Source organism: Bacillus toyonensis BCT-7112, assembly GCF_000496285.1.
GTDB lineage: Bacteria > Bacillota > Bacilli > Bacillales > Bacillaceae_G > Bacillus_A > Bacillus_A toyonensis.
The window spans coordinates 2281273-2299967 of the sequence record NC_022781.1 but is presented as its reverse complement, the minus strand read 5'-3'; the positions used below and the strand labels follow the sequence as shown (position 1 = coordinate 2299967).

Genomic DNA, 18695 nt, shown 5'->3' with positions numbered 1-18695 from the left:
CCTGTGTGTTTTGGAAAGGGGAATTCCGCATTGAAACGTAGAGTTGCAATTATTGGAATGGTTGTTGCATTTTTAATTGGTGCTGGCGGAATGTTTGCAGGAATGTCTGTATTTGGGGTTAACCCAGCAGAAGTAACGCAAACAATTTCGAGTGGGAACGCTAGCACGACGCAAGGGAATTTGGCAAAAATTAATGAGGCATATGGACTAATTGATTCACGTTATGTGGAAGACGTGAAAGATGACAAGTTAGTTGAAGGTGCAATACAAGGCATGTTGTCTACGCTGAAGGACCCTTATTCCACGTATATGGATAAAGAAACAGCCAAACAGTTTAGTGAATCACTTGATCCTGAGTTAGAGGGGATTGGGGCTGAGGTGAACAAAACAGACGGTAAGCTTATTATCGTATCGCCAATTAAAGGTTCACCAGCAGAAAAGATTGGAATTAAGCCGAATGACCAAATTTTATCTGTAGATGGAAACAGTGTAAAAGACTTATCGCGTGAAGAAGCTGTATTAAAAATTCGTGGTAAAAAGGGAACGACTGTCGCGATTGAAATTAAACGTGCAGGAGTAACTGATCCGATTGTATTCAAAATTAAGCGTGAAAAAATCCCAATCTTCACGGTAGTTAGTACTGTGAAACAAGAGAATGGAAAAGATATCGGTTATATGCAAATTACTTCTTTTGCTGAAAATACAGCGAAAGAATTTAAGGATCAGTTAAAAGAGTTAGAGAAGAAAAACATAAAAGGTTTAGTTATTGACGTTCGTGGTAATCCTGGTGGCTATTTAAATAGTGTAGAAGATATACTAGGAGAAATTATGACGAACAAAAAGCCGATGCTACAAGTAGAGCAGCGAAATGGTGAGAAAAAGCAAATCTCTACAGAGCTGAAAGAGAGGAAGCCATATCCAATTTCAGTATTGATTGATAAAGGAAGTGCTTCTGCTTCGGAAATTTTAGCTGGCGCATTGAAAGAAGGAGAAGGTTACGATCTAATTGGTGAAACAACATTTGGTAAAGGAACTGTTCAGCAAGCCGTTCCGTTTAAAGATGGCAGTAACATTAAATTAACGATGTTCAAATGGTTAACTCCAGATGGAAACTGGATTCATAAAAAGGGAATCAAGCCAACTGTAGAAGTGAAACAACCAGATTACTACCATGCGACGCCAATTCAAATTGAAAAAACACTTTCATACAATTCAAATGATGTGCAAGTGAAGCATGCGCAAGAGATGCTGAAAAGCTTAGGTTATGTACCGGGGCGTGAAGATGGCTACTTTAGTAAAGAGACAGAATCAGCACTGAAAGCATTCCAAAATGCGAATGAGATGGAAGCGACAGGACAGCTTGATAAAAAGACAGCTGAGGCAATTCAAACTAAAATCATTGAAAAAATCCGTTCTGGAGAAAATGATCTACAATTACAGGCAGCATTAAAATTAATAGCGAAATAAGAAGAAATACAGGCATTTTATTGCCTGTATTTTTTTGTGTTAAACAAACGTTTGTCCAGTTATGATAATATAAAAAGAAAGAATGATATAAATGGTGGTGAATGAGTTCGTGGAGGCATGGATTTTTGAAATAATGCGGGCAGTTGGACGTTTTTTCTTGCACCCTGCTGTCTATGTATTTTTAATAAGTAGTATCTTCGTTGGATATTTACGTATATTACGAGAACGAAAAGATTTTTCTTTTAAAGTTTATGATATTTGGTTTGAATTGCGAACATCTCTATTTGCAGGGCTTGGATATGGATTAATCGTATCTATTATTACGATTGGGCTTGGACTTGTTGTTTCCAAGGCGAGCTTATGGGCCATTTTATTTTGGACATTATTATTTGGATTAACTGCTATGTATCGATATTTATCGGCAGCTTATACGTTCAGTATCGCAATTGTATGTGTTTTATTATCTTCTAAGCTGCCAGTTTCCTTCTTACAGCTTGGAGAAGGTGAAGAGGGTACGATTGTATCTCTTGCTATTTTACTAGGCATCATGCTTGTTGTGGAGGGCTTATTGATTTCTAAAAACGCGGTGAGATATTCTACACCGAGGATTAGGAAGGGGAAACGTGGGCTCAAGATTGGTCTACACGAATCGAAGCGTTTATGGATCGTGCCAATTTTTATTCTTGTACCAGGTGATGCGGTAACCCAGTTTATTTCATGGTGGCCTGTCGTTTCAATAGGGGCAAATACATATTCTTTATTCCTCGTTCCATTTTTAATTGGATTTATGCGAAAGATTAGAAGTTATGAGCCGACGGAAGCTTTACTCTTTACAGGAAGACGTGTTTATGGATTAGCTGGTCTTGTACTTGTTTTAGGGGTCGCGAGTTATTGGTGGCACGTACTTGCTATTATTGCAATGGGAGTCGCAATGCTTGGACGTTTTACGATTTCGATGCAAGAAAAAATTGTAGATGAGACAAGACCAGCATATTTCGCTGCACGCAATGATGGACTTGTTGTGTTAGATACAATTCCAAATACAATTGGGGCCGAGCTGAATTTACTGCCTGGAGAAATAATTACGAAAGTAAATGGAGTCGTTCCAAGGAGTGCCGAAGAATTTTATGATGCACTTCAAACGAAAACAACAGGAGCTTTTTGTAAATTAGAAGTGGTAGATACAAATGGTGAGCTTCGTCTTGCTCAAACAGCATTATATGCTGGAGGACATCATGAGTTAGGCGTTGTATTTGTTCAGCAAGAGCACGAGTGGGATTCGGAAGCGATGTAATAAAAATGAGGGTGTTACCACTAGGTGACACCCTTTTTGTTTGATTGGGAGCAGCAGTACATGAAATTTATATCGGCGATTATTAGAATATATCAGCGCAACTGAAATTATATCGGCGATTTCTCGAATATATCGACTTTCTGGCAAAAAACGAAAACTATCGCAAACCTTATTTGTAGTTTCATAGTCGAATAACTTGAACAATTATTTGATAATGGTTATCATTTAGGGAGTCTTTTAATTTGGAAAAGGGAGGAAATATATGCTACGTAAATTTTTTTCTTACTATAAACCGTATAAAGGTTTATTTATACTCGATTTTTCTTGCGCTGTTATCGCAGGATTACTGGAACTTGGTTTCCCGCTTATCGTAAATCAATTTATTGATAAGTTATTACCAGGACAAAACTGGACGCTTATTTTATGGGCTTGTTTTGGTTTACTTGCAGTTTATATGTTAAATGCAGGTTTACAATATGTTGTTACCTACTGGGGGCATATGCTAGGAGTTAATATTGAAACAGATATGAGGCAGAAATTATTTGATCATATTCAAAAGCTATCATTCAGATTTTTTGATAATAATAAAACAGGTCATCTAATTTCACGTCTTACGAACGATTTAATGGAAATTGGGGAAATTGCTCACCACGGGCCAGAAGATTTATTCATCGCCGTAATGACTTTAGTTGGGGCATTTTCATTTATGATGATGATTAACTGGAAGTTAGCACTTCTAACATTCTTTGTAATTCCATTCCTATTATGGTTGGCGCTTTACTTCAATAAAAAAATGACGGGTACGTTTAGACGTTTATTCTCAGATGTTGCTGATTTTAATGCATGTATCGAAAATAACGTCGGTGGTATTCGCGTTGTACAAGCATTCGGAAATGAAAAGTTTGAGAAAGACCAATTCGCTGTGAACAACGCTCGTTTCCGTACAACGAAATTAATGGCGTATAAAATTATGGCGCTAAACTCATCCATTAGTTATATGCTCATGCGTCTCGTAACGCTGTTCGTATTAATATGTGGCACATGGTTTGTTCTGCAAGGTGAGTTAACGTATGGTGGATTTATCGGATTCGTCTTATTAACGAATATTTTCTTCCGACCAATTGAGAAAATTAATGCAGTTATTGAAAGTTATCCGAAAGGAATCGCAGGTTTTAAAAGGTATGTAGAACTTCTTGAAACAGAGCCTGATATTGTGGATTCTAAAGATGCGATAGAAGTAAAGCATGTACACGGTGATATTCACTATAACAACATTACGTTCGGATATGAAAATAAAGAACCGATTTTAAATGATATTAGCTTGAAAATACAAGCAGGTGAAACAGTTGCGTTCGTTGGGCCATCAGGGGCAGGGAAAACAACGTTATGTAGTTTATTACCACGCTTTTATGAGCAGGAATCTGGGTCAATCCAAATTGATGGCATTGATACGAAAGAGATGACTTTATCGTCACTTCGTAAACAAATTGGAATTGTACAGCAAGATGTATTCTTATTCTCAGGAACGATTCGCGAAAATATCGCTTATGGAAATTTACAGGCTTCAGAGGCTGCAATTTGGCAGGCGGTAAAACGTGCCCAGTTGGAGGATTTAATTTACTCGCAACCAGACGGTTTAGATACAGTTATCGGTGAGCGTGGTGTGAAACTTTCCGGGGGACAGAAGCAGCGTCTAGCAATTGCTCGTATGTTCTTGAAAAACCCGCCAATTTTAATATTAGATGAAGCGACTTCTGCATTAGATACAGAGACGGAACTTGCTATTCAAAAATCACTTGCAGAACTAGCTGTCGGTCGTACAACATTAGTTATTGCTCACAGGCTTGCAACTATTAAAAATGCGGATCGTATCGTCGTTGTAAATAAAGATGGTATTGCAGAACAAGGTTCGCATGAGGAATTAATTGAGCGAGGCGGAGGGTATAGCCGATTATACGAAGCGCAGTTTAGTTCGTAAATATAATTTCTGCTGAATTCGTGCACCATAAGTAAGTGGAAATCTTATATGGGAGGCTATAAAGCATGATTGTAACAACAACATCTACAATTCAAGGGAAAGAAATTATTGAGTATATTGATATCGTGAATGGAGAAGCGATTATGGGTGCGAATATTGTTCGTGACCTTTTCGCATCTGTCCGTGACGTTGTCGGCGGCCGTGCAGGAGCTTATGAAAGTAAATTAAAAGAAGCGCGCGACATCGCAATGGAAGAGATGAAAACATTCGCAAGGCAAAAAAATGCGAATGCCATCGTTGGTATTGACGTGGATTACGAAGTAGTTCGCGAAGGAATGCTAATGGTTGCGGTGAGTGGGACTGCTGTCCGTATATAAAGTGAAACTTTAATCAGTGGGGGCATCCCGGCTAGTTATTAGCCATCACTAACTGGGCATTTAATGCCCACAAGTAGCAAGATAAAGTGAAAAGCCGTGCTGGTGCACGGCTTTTTGTTATTGTGATGTCTAATATTATCTTTATGTCGAAGCCACGATATTTCTTGGGAAATGTGGAAGGCCCCGTCGATATATAGGGAAGACATTAGAGCGCTTCTTTACACCGCTGAATTTGAACTAATAATTTTTCATATTCTTGTTCAAGAAATGTGATGTCATCCTGATGATTGGGTATAGAAATCCGGCTGATGACTTCTGTTAATTTCGTTTGTAATCGCAATAATTCTTGTTCAGTAACGTTTACGGAAGCTTGAGTGGTTCTTTTAATGTATTGCTCGTAATTGCCATAGAATATTCTTGGTTCGCTCTCATCTACTTGTAGAATATGGTCTGCAACAGAACGAATAAAGGCACGGTCATGGCTAATGAAGAGTATAGTGCCAGGATACTCTTGTAACATGTTTTCTAATTCTTCCTGTGTTGTTAAATCTAAATAGTTCGTCGGTTCATCGAGCAGGAGCATATTATAGTTTCCTAAAAATACTTTTGCGAGTGCAACCTTCATTCGTTCACCCCCGCTTAGAACGTGCACAGGTTTATGAACATCTTCACGACGGAATAGAAGCCGGGCAAGTATTGTGCGAACGAATGCTTCTGTATAGTTGGTTTCTTCTAGAACGTTCTCTAAAATGGTTTTATCTGTTTTTAAAATGGATAGTGCTTGTTCAAAGTATCCAATTTTACAACTTTTTGAAAGCTGAATGCCACGCTCGTTTGTGAGAAGCATATTGAACAAAGTTGTTTTGCCACTTCCGTTTGCTCCTAAAATAGCTAATTTTGCACCAGGGGCAATAGTTCCATTCATATTTTTAAATAGTGTGCGGTCGCCTATTTTCTTTGTTGCTTTATTGAACTGTACTGCCACTTTACTATGAATGGGTGTATGGTATTGCACGTCAAACTGAGCCTGAGAAAGATCTTTTGGCTTTTCTTTCTTTTCTAGTTTTTCGAGACGTGTTTCTAATGCTTTGGCTGCTTTGCTAACCTGTTCTTGCCCATGAGCCCCGCTTAACTTATAAAGTTTAGATTCAGATGAACTGAACCGAGTTGGGATTTTTGTCATGCTAGAAGCACGTTGCTTTTTTTGTGAAATTGATTGCTCTAAACGATTTTTTTCTTGTATATATTGCTCATACTCTGCTTGCTTTTGTATTCGTTCACGTTCTTTTTGCTTTCGATAGTTGGAATAGTTTCCTTTATACTCTTGAATCATGCCGTCTTCAATTTCAATGATTTTTGTGCATATATTATCTAAAAAATCACGATCGTGCGATATTAAAACAAGTGCCCCTTTATAAGATAAAAGTGCTTTTTCTAATTGCTCTGTACCGGCCATATCTAAGTGGCTCGTTGGTTCATCAGCGAATAAAATGCCTGCATCTTGTTCGAGAGCATGGGCAATCTTTAGGCGCATTCGTTCGCCGCCGCTCATTGAATTTGCGACGTTTGAAATACTCCATTTTCCTTTTGCAAGAGAAGAAGCGGTTTCCAGTATTGTATCGCTAAGCTGTGGAATGATGGCGATAGAACTATGATGAGTTACTGTCCCTTTGTCAGCTTCTATTTCTTTACTTAATATTTGCAATAACGTAGATTTTCCAGCTCCGTTGACTCCAACGATTCCTATGCGATCGTGTGCGTGAATTTCTAGTGATGGTAACGTAAATATGGTACGGTCACCAAAGCTCTTTTCAATATTACGTGCGAATAAAATAGTCATAAAAAAACCTCCCTAGTTTCACTAGAGAGGATAAACGTCGCCCTTCAATGTAAAAATCGTACATAAATAAACGATTTTTCACATGATCGTCTCGAAAGAAAGTATCGACAAATGGACAGACTAATCCTCTGCTAGTTTTCATCATTTTTGTTCACTATTTGTGATGGATGAAATAAATAAGAGAATTAGAACTTCATTGGTCAAATTACCTTCCTTTCATAATATTATTTTTATTGTATGCGCATACAAACGGGTTTGTCAAACTTATTTCTGTTAGCTATTTTTAAATTTGCTATTATACAGTTGTGCCTTTGTAATTGCTTCAGCATCATTTTTGATTTCATCCAATCCATTCGCATCCCCGATAATATACCCTTCAAATGATGAACCAACAAAATCAAAGATATACTGGAATTGAGCAATAAGTGGCAATGCTTTCCGTTTCGGATTGTCTCCGCCAACGATGACGACGTACATTTTTTTACCTTTCATTTTCTCTTTGAAATGAAGAGAGGTATCACGTAAGCTTTGTGACCAGCGATCAACGAAGTTTTTCATATGGCCGCTCATTCCGTACCAGTATAGTGGTGTAGCAAAGATAATCGTGTCGTGCTCTAGCATGCGTTTGGTTAATTGCTCGTAGTCATCATTTACAGGTTGAAATCCTTCAGCATCATGGCGTTGGTCTGTAATAGGATAAATGGTATGGTCACGTAAATAAATTTGTTCTGCTTTCATTCCATCAATCATCATATATGTTAAGGCTTCCGTATTCCCATTTTGTCTTGAACTGCCGTGTATAACAAACATGCAATCATCCCTTTTCTTTTTCTTGTTTTAGGAGTGAAACGTGTTTTTGTAAATTCGTTTGAATGTTAGAAAGTAATGAGATTTGCCTTGTTACTTCATTGAGCTTATCTTCGTAAAGTGCAAGGATACTGCTGCATGGATTTTCGTATAGATGTGGTTCGATTTCGAGGCAGCGCAGCATTCTTGCAGTTTCTTCTAAATTTAAGCCGAGCTGTAAGTACATTTGGATAAGCTCTACTTTTTCAATGGCACTTTTATCGAAATCACGATAGCCGTTTGTGAGGCGATTTGAAGGGAGCAATCCCTTTTCTTCATAATGTCTTAGTGCTCTTTCGCTAACGCCAGTTTCTTTTGATAACTCTCCAATTCGCACTGCATTTCACTCCTTTTACATGTATTGTAAACCTTCACACTAATGTGAAGGTAAACTCTGTTTTTTCGCAAAAGAATCTACATGATTTAAAAACACTTGAATGGCTTTAGATGGAATGAAATATTTGCCACGCACGATGGAGAATGGACGAATTAGTTTTTCAGTTGGAACTTCGACGTGGAATAGTTCTTGGGTTAGTAGTTCTTTCCGCACGGTCCAATTAGAAAGTATAGCGATGCCAAGCCCGGCAGCGACGGCTTCCTTTACACTTTGAATGCTACTAAATGTAAAGAATCGTTTCATTTTTAAATGATGTTGATGAATAAAACGATCGCTATAGGCACGTGTCCCAGAGCCACTTTCTCTTAATACCCATACTTGGTCTTGGAGAGTAGCTTCGTTTATATCCTTGATGTGAAGTAATGGGTGATTTGGAGGGACGACGAGCTTCATTTCATCTTGCATAAACGCTTCAACGTCTACGTCAGCATATACGACTTGCCCCTCTACTAAGCCGATATCAATTTGATTAGAGCGAAGGCTTTGCAAAACTTCTTCTGTATTAGAGATAAGGGTATGAACTTCAACGTGCGGATTTTCATTGGCATAGTTAGCGAGTATTTTGGGAAGTAAGTATTCGCCAATTGTAAAACTAGCGCCGATGCGAAGTGTTCCTGTTACAACGTTATGTAATTCGTTAATTTCCTGTTTTGCATCATCATAAAGAGAGAGCATTTGCTTTGCATGTATGTATAATATGTTTCCAGCTTCCGTAACTTGTACATGCTTTGGGGAGCGCTGAATGAGTGTAGTTCCAAATTCATTTTCCAGGTTGCGAATGTGCATGCTTACACCGGGTTGTGAAAGGTTTAAAAGTTCTGCTGCACGAGAGAAATGTTTCTGTTCAACGACAGTCACAAAGATTTTCAAAATGTCGACGTTCATTTGTTGGCCCCTTTATTTTTGTTTTTATTCTATCATAAGTATTTCTGATGATAGAGATTTAATATTAATATTAAACTTATTATAAAAACTCTCTTATAATGTAAGTAGAAAGAACATGCATGTTCCAATACGATTATTGGGGTGGTACAAGGTGGAACAAACACTTGTTATACAAAAGAAAAAGGGCTTTGGATTTTCGCAAGGTATTGGGATTACATTATTAATCGCCATTGCTGCGAAATATTTAGCGGAGCTTCCATTTTTAAATATTATGGGACAATTAGTAATTGCTATTCTAATTGGGATGATTTGGCGCGCAGCGATTGGAGTCCCTCCAGAAGCGATAGCGGGAACGAACTTTGCGAGTAAGAAGTTGCTTCGCTTTGGGATTATCTTACTTGGAATGCGATTAAATCTGGGTGATATTGCGAAGGCTGGGCCGAAAGTATTGGTCATCGCAGCGGTAGTTATTACATTCACCATTTTCGTTGTATATGGATTGACAAAAGTATTTAAAGTAGAAAAGAAACTTGGGATTTTAACGGCGTGTGGAACGGCGATTTGTGGTGCGGCAGCGGTCGTGGCAATTGCACCACAAGTGAAAGCGAAGGACGATGAAACGGCGGTTGGTGCCGCAATTATTGCTATTTTAGGTACGATATTTACGCTTATTTATACATTATTATATCCAGTGCTTGGCTTATCTCCGTACGGTTACGGTGTATTCTCGGGAGCGACGCTGCATGAAATTGCTCACGTAATTGCGGCTGCGGCACCAGGCGGTAGCACGGCTGTCGACATCGCAGTTATCGTGAAATTAACGCGCGTTGCGATGCTTGTACCAGTAGCGATTTTAATTGGGTTATGGTTTGGTAAGAGCGAGGGAAGCGAAGAAAAGAAATCGTGGAAGGAGCTTCCGATTCCTTGGTTTATATTCGGATTTTTAGCGATGAGTGCGGTACATTCACTCGGGATTATCCCCGAAGTTGTTGCCGGCTATATTGTAATAATTGCGTACATGCTTATCGCAATGGCGATGGCAGGTCTCGGTTTAAATGTAGAGTTTAAAACGTTCCGTAAGTTAGGAAGCAAAGCATTTGTAGCAGGGCTGATCGGCTCGGTTTGTCTTTCTATTCTTGGATATGTTCTTGTATGGGTATTAGGATTTATGTAGTAGAGGAGAAAGCTGTTCCAAAAGATATTTTGGGACAGCTTTTTCTTATGATTATAGCGCTATGGATTTCAGTATTTGTTAGTAAGTCGATATATTCGGAGAATCGCCGATATAAATGGAGTTGCGTCGATATATTGGGAGAATCGCTGATATAAACTTAACTACTATCGTACTTTGTTAGAGAAGGTGTTCAGTGGAATGTTTTTCTAAAATTTGTAAATTAATCTTTACTTGTAATTGGAAAATATTTATAATTTAAGTAAAGATATCTTTACTTTTGAAGGTGGATCCTATGGGTGTGAAAAATAAAATTAAAGAATTAAGAAAGCAAAATCATATAACACAAGTTGAAATGGCAAAGGTGATGCAGGTGACGCGTCAGACGATTGTAGCGATTGAAAATCACCATTACAATCCGAGTCTAGAGTTATCCCTAAAAATCGCCAAATATTTTGGGATGAAGGTGGAGGAAATCTTTACGCTGGAGTAAGGGAAGAAAAAATGGAAAATGCTAAAAAGTTGTATATCGATGCGTTTTTTAGATTGTTGTTGGGAGACGTTTTCGTTCGTATTATGAATCCAGCTATACCAATTTTACCGCTCGTAGTTAGTAACGTTTTAGCAATTGTATTTTTGACAGTGTATGTGTATTAAAAAAAGCGTAAGTACATAAAAGAAGAATTTCCAGATATAGATGAGCGAGTAAATGAAAATATAAAAAAGCATGTAAATGTTTCGTTTATCTTCGCATTCATTCTACTTATAGTTTATATTATTGCGAGCAAAGCGATAGGGAGAATTACTATACCTATTTCAGAAATATTCATTGTATGTAGTTTCTTATTTGCCAGTAGTCTCATCGTAGGAGTTATGAAGGGAAAACGAGCATAGGGATAGGAGGAATGAAAATGCAAGATGAGTTTGAGAGATTTCAGTCGGATAAAGCGTTTAAATATGTAGGGTTGTTTTTCACAATTAGTTTAGCCGTGTGGAGTTTGTACAATTTAATCGTTTATGGAAGTGCTGGCATGCCGTTTGTGTTATTTGTACTAGGGCAGTTTGTTTATTTCTTTGTGAACTATTGGCCGAAGTGGAAATATAGAAATAGTAAAGGTGCTGATCGTGTATGAGTATGGCATCGAAGAATGTGTTAACAACAAGAAATAATAGATAGAAAAAGGGGAACTGGGATGTGGTTACCGGTGTTATGTGTCGCTACAGCTATTTTTGCACTTCTTTGGGGAATGCAAAATTTCTCTCGTAATCCAGTGCCAAGTATTTGTATTATGATTGGTACTGTTGGTTTATCGTATTATTTATTAGTTTCAACTCATTACCATAAAACAGCAACAAGTGTTGTTGTTGTTGTTGTTGTTGTTGGAGCGCTTATTTTATTTTGTGGGCGCGCTGTACAAAAAGGATTATTTCCGTAAAAGCTGTTTATACAATGAGTATAAACAGCTTTTTGTATTTTTTTACAAAAGTCTTGAAAGTTACGTAACGTCATCTTTTATAATGAAGGGGAAGAGGTGATGGCAGTGATTTCAATACAAGAATTGACGAGAGAGACAGGGGTAACAGTACGTACATTACGTTATTATGATCAAATAGATTTATTAAAGCCGAGCGGGAAAACAGAAGGCGGGCATCGTTTATATAGTGAAGCTGACGTAATACGTCTCCAACAAATTTTATTTTTAAAAGAAATGGGATTTTCACTAAAAGAGTCTGCGAATATGTTAGTAAAAGGTGAGCTTAACTTAAAGGATTCGCTTGAAAAACAACTTCGGTTTGTACAGGAAGAACAAAAGAAATTCAATCGAATGGAGCGCGTTTTACAAGCAGTTGTTTATTCGGTGGATGTGGAGGGAGAGCTCGATTGGAAAGTTATGTTTGAACTGATCCAGCTTTCGAAACAGTCTTCTCGTATACGTGAAATATTTCAAAATGAAGTATTTTCAAAGGAAGAACAAAAGTTGCTTCATAATTTGCCAAATATGAGTGAGGAAGATCCCAATGTGTTAGAGTGGGTAGATTTATTAAAGCAATTACGCACTTTTATGAAAGACGGTAAAGAAACTGCAAGTGATGAGGTGCAAGGGGCAATGAAGAGATTAATGCAGAAGTGTTTAGAAATGGCCAATGGTGATGAAGCGTTTTTAGATAAGTTATGGGAAGTTAGAAAATCGAAGGAAGATTCACAGAAAATGAGCATGTATCCAATCGAAGAAGAATTTTTATTATATATGGATGAAGCTTTTCGTATATATGATGAAAAGGAGAAGGATAAATGAGTATACTCGCAGAATATCGTTGGTACTTTTTAATTGGGGCAGAGATTGTATTTTGGTTATCGGCTATCGGTTTCTTTTTACTTCGTTACGGATTCCGTTTGAAGAAGGCAAGCTTTATTATGGGGATTGTACTACTCGTAAATGAAGTGTTCATTTTAACCTTAGGGGTAGTGGACTATTATCAAACAGGGAAGTTTTCTAACTTTCAGATTATTACCGTGATCATTTTATTGTATGCGGTCTTCTACGGGAAAAAGGATTTGAAGAAGCTTGATATATTTGTGCAAAAGTTAGCTGCGAAATGGCGGAATGAACCAGCGCCTGTTATTGAAGAACATATAGAATTAACAGGTATGGCCTATGCAAAGCAGGAAATAAAAAATTGGGTATTACATCTTGTTTTATTCGTTGTTGTGCATACTTTCTTTTTCTTCGCGTATGGGCTTATTCCATTTGAACAATGGGGCAATTGGTTAGAGTCAGGAATCGTTTTAAATAAAACTGCGAGTCGAGTGAGCCAAGTGTGGGCAATTATATTTTTAGTTGATACAGCAATTTCATTTTCATATGTTATTTTTCCGAAGAAGGAGAAAGGAAAAGAGAAGCTACTTTCGTAGAGGAAAGTAGCTTTTGCAGTATACAAATAATTCTTATAGGAGAGGATGACAATAGGAAAAAGAAGTGGTTTTATATGCCTACTTCTCTTTAGTTTAGTAGCATGCTCACAACCTAACATTACAATTGATAAGAAGAATGATGTCATTGTAAAGGAAGCAGTAACTTCTAATCTAGATAAATTTGAAAAGTTCGTTTTGAATGTGGAACAAGGGGAAGTTGATAAAATAAGAATTGTACATTATACACATGAAGGTGATCCGGTTTTTCAAACGTTAGAGTATAGTGGAACAGATATAATTCATATGTTAGATAATAGGCAAGATCGATTTGCTGGTAATCATACAGATATAGATGAAGATAGTTGTAAAAGGATTGTTAAAGAGCAGCGTGAATTACAAACGGCTTATAGGTTAATAGACTGTGTGAATGAAAATGGGCGCAATGGATATGATTTATTATATGTACCTAAAAAATAGAGTTAGTAGAGGAAGGAAGTTTTGACTCCTTCCTTTTTCTATGTATATATTGTCGAAAATTTTACCGAATATCTGTTCGTTTTTTTAGGTTTTTTATGGGCATTCGTGGTAAAATAATAATACAGATTTTTATGAGGAGGTCGGATTTTACTTGGAACATCAATTTGAAATTATCTCAGCGTATTCCCCGCAAGGTGATCAGCCGGTAGCTATAGAGAAGCTTGTAGAGGGACTTAATAGTGGAAAGAAAAAGCAAGTGTTGCTTGGAGCGACAGGGACGGGTAAGACATTTACGATTTCAAATGTCATTAAAGAAGTACAGAAGCCAACACTTGTGATGGCTCATAATAAAACGTTAGCAGGACAATTATATAGTGAGCTGAAAGATTTTTTTCCGAATAATGCAGTTGAATATTTTGTTAGTTATTACGATTATTATCAACCAGAAGCGTATGTGCCGCAAACGGATACTTTTATAGAAAAGGATGCGCAAATTAATGATGAAATCGATAAATTGCGTCACTCAGCAACGTCTGCATTATTTGAACGGGACGATGTAATTATCGTTGCGAGTGTTTCGTGTATATATGGTTTAGGTTCTCCGGAAGAATACCGCGAGTTAGTTGTTTCACTTCGAGTTGGTATGGAAAAGGACCGCAATCAATTGCTTCGTGAACTTGTTGATGTACAGTACGGACGTAATGATATTGATTTCAAGCGTGGGACATTCCGTGTGCGCGGAGATGTAGTTGAAATCTTCCCGGCATCACTTGACGAGCATTGTATTCGAATTGAATTTTTCGGTGATGAAATCGATCGTATTCGTGAAGTAAATGCGTTAACAGGTGAAGTATTAGCAGAACGTGATCATGTAGCAATCTTCCCAGCATCTCACTTCGTTACACGTGAAGAAAAAATGAAGGTTGCTATTGAAAATATAGAAAAAGAATTAGAAGAGCGTTTAAAAGAATTAAATGATAATGGTAAGTTGTTAGAAGCGCAGCGTATAGAGCAACGTACACGTTATGATCTAGAAATGATGCGCGAGATGGGCTTTTGTTCAGGGATTGAAAACTATTCTCGTCATTTAACACTTCGTCCAGCGGGTGCAACGCCGTATACGTTATTAGACTATTTCCCGAAGGATTTCTTAATTGTTATGGATGAGTCGCACGTATCAGTGCCGCAAGTAAGAGCAATGTATAACGGGGACCAAGCACGTAAGCAAGTACTTGTGGATCATGGATTCCGTCTGCCATCAGCTTTAGATAATAGACCGCTCACGTTTGATGAGTTTGAAGAGAAAATGAATCAAGTTATTTACGTTTCGGCAACGCCAGGACCGTACGAATTAGAGCAGTCACCAGAAGTAATAGAACAAATTATTCGTCCAACAGGGCTTTTAGATCCACCAATTGATATACGACCAATTGAAGGTCAAATTGACGATTTATTAGGAGAAATTCAAGATCGTATTGCAAAAAATGAACGTGTATTAATTACGACTTTAACGAAAAAAATGTCAGAGGATTTAACGGATTACTTAAAAGATGTAGGAATTAAAGTGAACTATCTTCACTCTGAAATTAAAACGTTAGAACGTATTGAAATTATCCGTGACCTTCGCCTTGGTAAGTTTGATGTACTTGTCGGTATTAACTTATTACGAGAAGGATTAGATATTCCAGAAGTATCACTTGTAGCTATTTTAGATGCAGATAAGGAAGGATTCTTGCGTTCAGAACGTTCGTTAATTCAAACGATTGGTCGTGCGGCACGTAATGAAAACGGCCGCGTTATTATGTACGCAGATCGCATAACGAGATCGATGGGAATTGCAATTGAAGAAACGCAGCGTCGTCGTACTATACAAGAAGCTTACAATGAAGAGCATGGTATCACGCCGAAAACGATTCAAAAAGGCGTTCGTGATGTAATCCGTGCAACGACAGCGGCCGAAGAACCGGAAACATATGAAGCAACTCCTGCTAAGAAGATGACGAAGAAAGAACGTGAGAAAACAATCGCTAAGATCGAAGCAGAGATGAAAGAAGCAGCAAAAGCGTTAGACTTCGAGCGTGCAGCTGAATTAAGAGATTTACTATTAGAATTAAAAGCGGAAGGGTGAAAAGAGTGAGCATGAGCAAGGATTTTATCGTTGTAAAAGGTGCTAGAGCACATAACTTAAAAAATATTGATGTAACCATTCCGAGAAATCAGCTTGTTGTTGTAACGGGATTGTCTGGTTCAGGGAAATCGTCATTAGCGTTTGATACAATTTATGCAGAAGGGCAGCGCAGATACGTAGAATCGTTATCTGCGTATGCACGCCAATTTTTAGGACAAATGGATAAACCGGATGTCGATACGATTGAAGGGTTGTCACCAGCGATTTCGATTGATCAAAAAACAACGAGTCGTAATCCACGTTCAACTGTCGGGACAGTGACGGAGATTTATGATTATTTACGTTTATTATTCGCACGAATTGGTACGCCGATTTGCCCAAATCACGGAATTGAAATTACATCACAAACAGTGGAACAGATGGTAGATCGTGTTCTTGAATATCCTGAACGTACGAAATTACAAGTGTTAGCTCCTATCGTCTCAGGACGTAAAGGTGCACATGTGAAAGTACTTGAAGATATTAAGAAGCAAGGTTATGTTCGTGTACGTGTTGATGGTGAAATGCTAGATGTGTCAGAAGAGATTACGTTAGATAAAAATAAGAAGCATTCCATAGAAGTTGTAATTGACCGTATTGTTATAAAAGAAGGAATTGCAAGCCGTCTTGCTGATTCACTTGAAAGTGCATTAAAGCTTGGCGGGGGACGAGTGTTAATCGATGTTATGAGAGAAGAGGAACTTCTATTTAGTGAACATCATGCATGTCCACATTGTGGTTTTTCAATTGGTGAATTAGAGCCACGTATGTTCTCATTCAACAGTCCGTTCGGTGCATGTCCTTCTTGTGATGGACTTGGCTCAAAGTTAGAGGTAGATTTAGAGCTTGTCATTCCGAACTGGGATTTAACATTAAATGAACATGCGATTGCCCCTTGGGAACCGACAAGTTCACAATATTACCCACAACTTTTACAATCTGTGTGTAATCATTACGGCGTTGACATGGATATGCCTGTGAAAGATATACCGAAAGATTTATTTGATAAAGTGTTGTACGGGAGCGGTGAAGAGAAAGTTTATTTCCGCTATGTAAATGAATTTGGTCAAGTAAAGGAAAATGAGATTTTATTTGAAGGTGTTATTCCGAATATAGAGCGTCGTTATCGTGAGACGAGTTCTGATTATGTTCGTGAACAAATGGAGAAATATATGGCGGAGCAAGCTTGTCCGAAGTGTAAAGGCGGACGCTTAAAGCCTGAGAGTTTAGCTGTTTTCGTTGGTGATAAAACGATTGCTGACGTAACGAAATATTCTGTTCAAGAAGTACAGGAATTCTTCTCAAATGTTGAGTTAACGGAGAAACAACAAAAAATTGCTCATTTAATTTTAAGAGAAATTCAAGAACGTGTAGGTTTCTTAGTAAACGTTGGCTTAGATTATTTAACGTTAAGTCGTGCGGCTGGTACTTTATCAGGTGGTGAGGCACAACGTATTCGCCTAGCAACACAAATTGGTTCTCGACTCACTGGCGTACTTTACATCCTTGATGAGCCTTCTATCGGTTTACATCAGCGCGATAATGATCGTCTTATTCGTACATTGCAGGAAATGCGTGACTTAGGAAATACGTTAATTGTTGTTGAGCATGATGAAGATACGATGATGGCTGCTGATTATTTACTTGATATCGGACCTGGTGCAGGTATTCATGGTGGTCAAGTTGTATCAGCAGGTACACCAGCTGAAGTTATGCAAGATGAGAATTCGTTAACAGGAAAATATTTAAGCGGTAAAGAGTTTATTCCAGTTCCACTTGAAAGACGTAAAGGTGACGGACGTAAAGTGGAGATTGTCGGTGCAAAAGAGAATAACTTAAAGAATGCGAAGATGTCATTCCCACTTGGTACGTTTGTAGCGGTAACGGGTGTATCTGGATCAGGTAAAAGTACGATGATTAATGAAGTACTATATAAATCGTTAGCGCAAAAGTTATATAAAGCGAAAGCGAAGCCAGGTGCTCATAAAGAGATTAAAGGTCTTGAGCATTTAGATAAAGTAATTGATATTGATCAATCGCCAATCGGTCGTACACCACGTTCTAACCCAGCGACGTATACAGGTGTATTCGATGATATTCGTGATGTGTTTGCTCAAACGAATGAAGCGAAAGTGCGCGGATATCAAAAAGGACGTTTTAGCTTTAATGTGAAAGGCGGACGTTGTGAAGCGTGCCGTGGTGATGGAATTATTAAAATCGAAATGCACTTCTTACCAGACGTATACGTGCCGTGTGAAGTTTGTCATGGTAAACGTTACAACCGTGAAACGTTAGAAGTGAAATATAAAGATAAGAACATTTCTGAAGTATTAGGAATGACAATTGAAGATGGGGTAGAGTTCTTCGCTAATATCCCAAAAATTAAGCGTAAACTTCAAACGCTTGTAGACGTTGGGCTAGGTTATATGAAATTAGGACAGCCGGCAACGACGTTATCAGGTGGTGAAGCACAGCGCGTGAAATTAGCCTCTGAATTACACCGTCGTTCTACAGGGCGTACGTTATACATTTTAGACGAACCAACGACGGGTTTACATGCACATGATATTGCACGTCTTCTAGAAGTGTTGCAACGTCTTGTAGAGAGTGGTGAGACGGTACTTGTAATTGAACATAATTTAGATGTAATTAAAACAGCTGATTATATCGTTGACCTTGGACCAGAGGGCGGGGACAAAGGTGGACAAATCGTCGCTTCTGGAACGCCAGAGCAAGTAGTAAAAGAAGAACGCTCGTATACAGGTAAGTATTTAAAAGAGATTTTAAATCGTGATAAAGCAAGAATGAAAGAGAAAATAAAAGAAGTAGAGCTATCGCAATAAGTTTATTACGAAAAACCGAGTGGAAATGACACTCGGTTT

Annotated in this window: 17 protein-coding genes and 1 pseudogene; 14 read left to right on the top strand and 4 right to left on the bottom strand. The window is 38.1% G+C overall.

What is annotated here, in order from left to right:
- The first annotated feature begins 30 nt into the window (after positions 1–30).
- The 4 genes from BTOYO_RS12010 to BTOYO_RS11995 all read left to right on the top strand — a co-directional run bounded on the left by BTOYO_RS12010 (position 31) and on the right by BTOYO_RS11995 (position 5116).
- On the top strand, positions 31–1467 hold the full coding sequence (locus tag BTOYO_RS12010; RefSeq protein WP_000830311.1) for a S41 family peptidase: 1437 nt from the start codon (positions 31–33) through the stop codon (positions 1465–1467).
- Positions 1468–1576: 109 nt separating this feature from the next.
- On the top strand, positions 1577–2761 hold the full coding sequence (locus BTOYO_RS12005) for a PDZ domain-containing protein (protein ID WP_000388628.1): 1185 nt from the start codon (positions 1577–1579) through the stop codon (positions 2759–2761).
- A 262-nt stretch (positions 2762–3023) separates the two neighbouring features.
- Positions 3024–4739 carry an ABC transporter ATP-binding protein gene (locus BTOYO_RS12000; RefSeq protein ID WP_023441103.1) on the top strand — a complete coding sequence of 572 codons (1716 nt, stop codon included), beginning with the start codon at positions 3024–3026 and terminating at the stop codon, positions 4737–4739.
- Positions 4740–4804: 65 nt separating this feature from the next.
- Entirely contained in the window at positions 4805–5116 is a 312-nt protein-coding gene (locus BTOYO_RS11995; RefSeq protein ID WP_000637523.1) for a heavy metal-binding domain-containing protein, read from the top strand.
- A gap of 205 nt (positions 5117–5321) precedes the next feature.
- On the opposite strand, the gene abc-f is transcribed toward BTOYO_RS11995, so the two are convergent.
- The 4 genes from abc-f to BTOYO_RS11975 all read right to left on the bottom strand — a co-directional run bounded on the left by abc-f (position 5322) and on the right by BTOYO_RS11975 (position 9084).
- A complete protein-coding gene (abc-f, locus tag BTOYO_RS11990) occupies positions 5322–6956 on the bottom strand; it encodes a ribosomal protection-like ABC-F family protein (protein WP_000153742.1) in 1635 nt (544 codons plus the stop codon).
- 273 nt (positions 6957–7229) lie between these two features.
- On the bottom strand, positions 7230–7766 hold the full coding sequence (locus BTOYO_RS11985; RefSeq protein WP_000497638.1) for a flavodoxin family protein: 537 nt from the start codon (positions 7764–7766) through the stop codon (positions 7230–7232).
- Positions 7767–7770: 4 nt separating this feature from the next.
- Positions 7771–8139: a MerR family transcriptional regulator gene (locus tag BTOYO_RS11980; protein WP_001219184.1), complete on the bottom strand. Its 369-nt coding sequence runs from the start codon at positions 8137–8139 to the stop codon at positions 7771–7773.
- 39 nt (positions 8140–8178) lie between these two features.
- On the bottom strand, positions 8179–9084 hold the full coding sequence (locus BTOYO_RS11975; protein WP_001099966.1) for a LysR family transcriptional regulator: 906 nt from the start codon (positions 9082–9084) through the stop codon (positions 8179–8181).
- Positions 9085–9235: 151 nt separating this feature from the next.
- Here BTOYO_RS11975 and BTOYO_RS11970 point away from each other — a divergent pair, with 151 nt between their 5' ends.
- From BTOYO_RS11970 to uvrA, 10 genes and pseudogenes are all read left to right on the top strand, one after another.
- Positions 9236–10258, top strand: a complete 1023-nt coding sequence (locus BTOYO_RS11970; RefSeq protein WP_000438408.1) for a YeiH family protein — start codon at positions 9236–9238, stop codon at positions 10256–10258.
- A gap of 292 nt (positions 10259–10550) precedes the next feature.
- The gene (locus BTOYO_RS11965; protein ID WP_000538369.1) at positions 10551–10748 is read left to right on the top strand and encodes a helix-turn-helix transcriptional regulator; all 198 of its coding nucleotides are present in this window, start codon (positions 10551–10553) and stop codon (positions 10746–10748) included.
- Between the two features lie 11 nt (positions 10749–10759).
- A pseudogene (locus BTOYO_RS27955) lies at positions 10760–11149 on the top strand (hypothetical protein).
- A 17-nt stretch (positions 11150–11166) separates the two neighbouring features.
- Positions 11167–11388, top strand: coding sequence for a hypothetical protein (locus tag BTOYO_RS11960; RefSeq protein ID WP_001150204.1), 222 nt, complete (start codon positions 11167–11169; stop codon positions 11386–11388).
- Positions 11389–11448: 60 nt separating this feature from the next.
- Positions 11449–11691, top strand: a complete 243-nt coding sequence (locus BTOYO_RS11955) for a hypothetical protein (protein ID WP_000266642.1) — start codon at positions 11449–11451, stop codon at positions 11689–11691.
- Between the two features lie 99 nt (positions 11692–11790).
- Positions 11791–12552: a MerR family transcriptional regulator gene (locus BTOYO_RS11950; RefSeq protein ID WP_000268449.1), complete on the top strand. Its 762-nt coding sequence runs from the start codon at positions 11791–11793 to the stop codon at positions 12550–12552.
- Positions 12549–13169 (top strand): hypothetical protein, encoded by a 621-nt coding sequence (locus tag BTOYO_RS11945; protein WP_000025215.1) that lies wholly within the window; start codon positions 12549–12551, stop codon positions 13167–13169. The genes BTOYO_RS11950 and BTOYO_RS11945 overlap by 4 nt, the downstream gene beginning before the upstream one ends.
- 45 nt (positions 13170–13214) lie before the next feature.
- On the top strand, positions 13215–13646 hold the full coding sequence (locus BTOYO_RS11940) for a DUF4362 domain-containing protein (RefSeq protein ID WP_000151994.1): 432 nt from the start codon (positions 13215–13217) through the stop codon (positions 13644–13646).
- A 151-nt stretch (positions 13647–13797) separates the two neighbouring features.
- The gene (gene uvrB, locus BTOYO_RS11935; RefSeq protein ID WP_023441102.1) at positions 13798–15774 is read left to right on the top strand and encodes an excinuclease ABC subunit B; all 1977 of its coding nucleotides are present in this window, start codon (positions 13798–13800) and stop codon (positions 15772–15774) included.
- A gap of 11 nt (positions 15775–15785) precedes the next feature.
- Positions 15786–18656: an excinuclease ABC subunit UvrA gene (gene uvrA / locus BTOYO_RS11930; protein WP_000030976.1), complete on the top strand. Its 2871-nt coding sequence runs from the start codon at positions 15786–15788 to the stop codon at positions 18654–18656.
- Positions 18657–18695: the final 39 nt, after the last annotated feature.

Coding starts and splice junctions, on each gene's coding strand:
- BTOYO_RS12000 (WP_023441103.1), top strand. CDS start 3,024: ATGCTACGTAAATTTTTTTCTTACTATAAACCGTATAAAGGTTTATTT.
- BTOYO_RS11995 (WP_000637523.1), top strand. CDS start 4,805: ATGATTGTAACAACAACATCTACAATTCAAGGGAAAGAAATTATTGAG.
- abc-f (WP_000153742.1), bottom strand. CDS start 6,956: ATGACTATTTTATTCGCACGTAATATTGAAAAGAGCTTTGGTGACCGT.
- BTOYO_RS11985 (WP_000497638.1), bottom strand. CDS start 7,766: ATGTTTGTTATACACGGCAGTTCAAGACAAAATGGGAATACGGAAGCC.
- BTOYO_RS11975 (WP_001099966.1), bottom strand. CDS start 9,084: ATGAACGTCGACATTTTGAAAATCTTTGTGACTGTCGTTGAACAGAAA.
- BTOYO_RS11965 (WP_000538369.1), top strand. CDS start 10,551: ATGGGTGTGAAAAATAAAATTAAAGAATTAAGAAAGCAAAATCATATA.
- BTOYO_RS11960 (WP_001150204.1), top strand. CDS start 11,167: ATGCAAGATGAGTTTGAGAGATTTCAGTCGGATAAAGCGTTTAAATAT.
- BTOYO_RS11955 (WP_000266642.1), top strand. CDS start 11,449: ATGTGGTTACCGGTGTTATGTGTCGCTACAGCTATTTTTGCACTTCTT.
- BTOYO_RS11950 (WP_000268449.1), top strand. CDS start 11,791: ATGGCAGTGATTTCAATACAAGAATTGACGAGAGAGACAGGGGTAACA.
- BTOYO_RS11945 (WP_000025215.1), top strand. CDS start 12,549: ATGAGTATACTCGCAGAATATCGTTGGTACTTTTTAATTGGGGCAGAG.
- BTOYO_RS11940 (WP_000151994.1), top strand. CDS start 13,215: ATGACAATAGGAAAAAGAAGTGGTTTTATATGCCTACTTCTCTTTAGT.
- uvrA (WP_000030976.1), top strand. CDS start 15,786: ATGAGCAAGGATTTTATCGTTGTAAAAGGTGCTAGAGCACATAACTTA.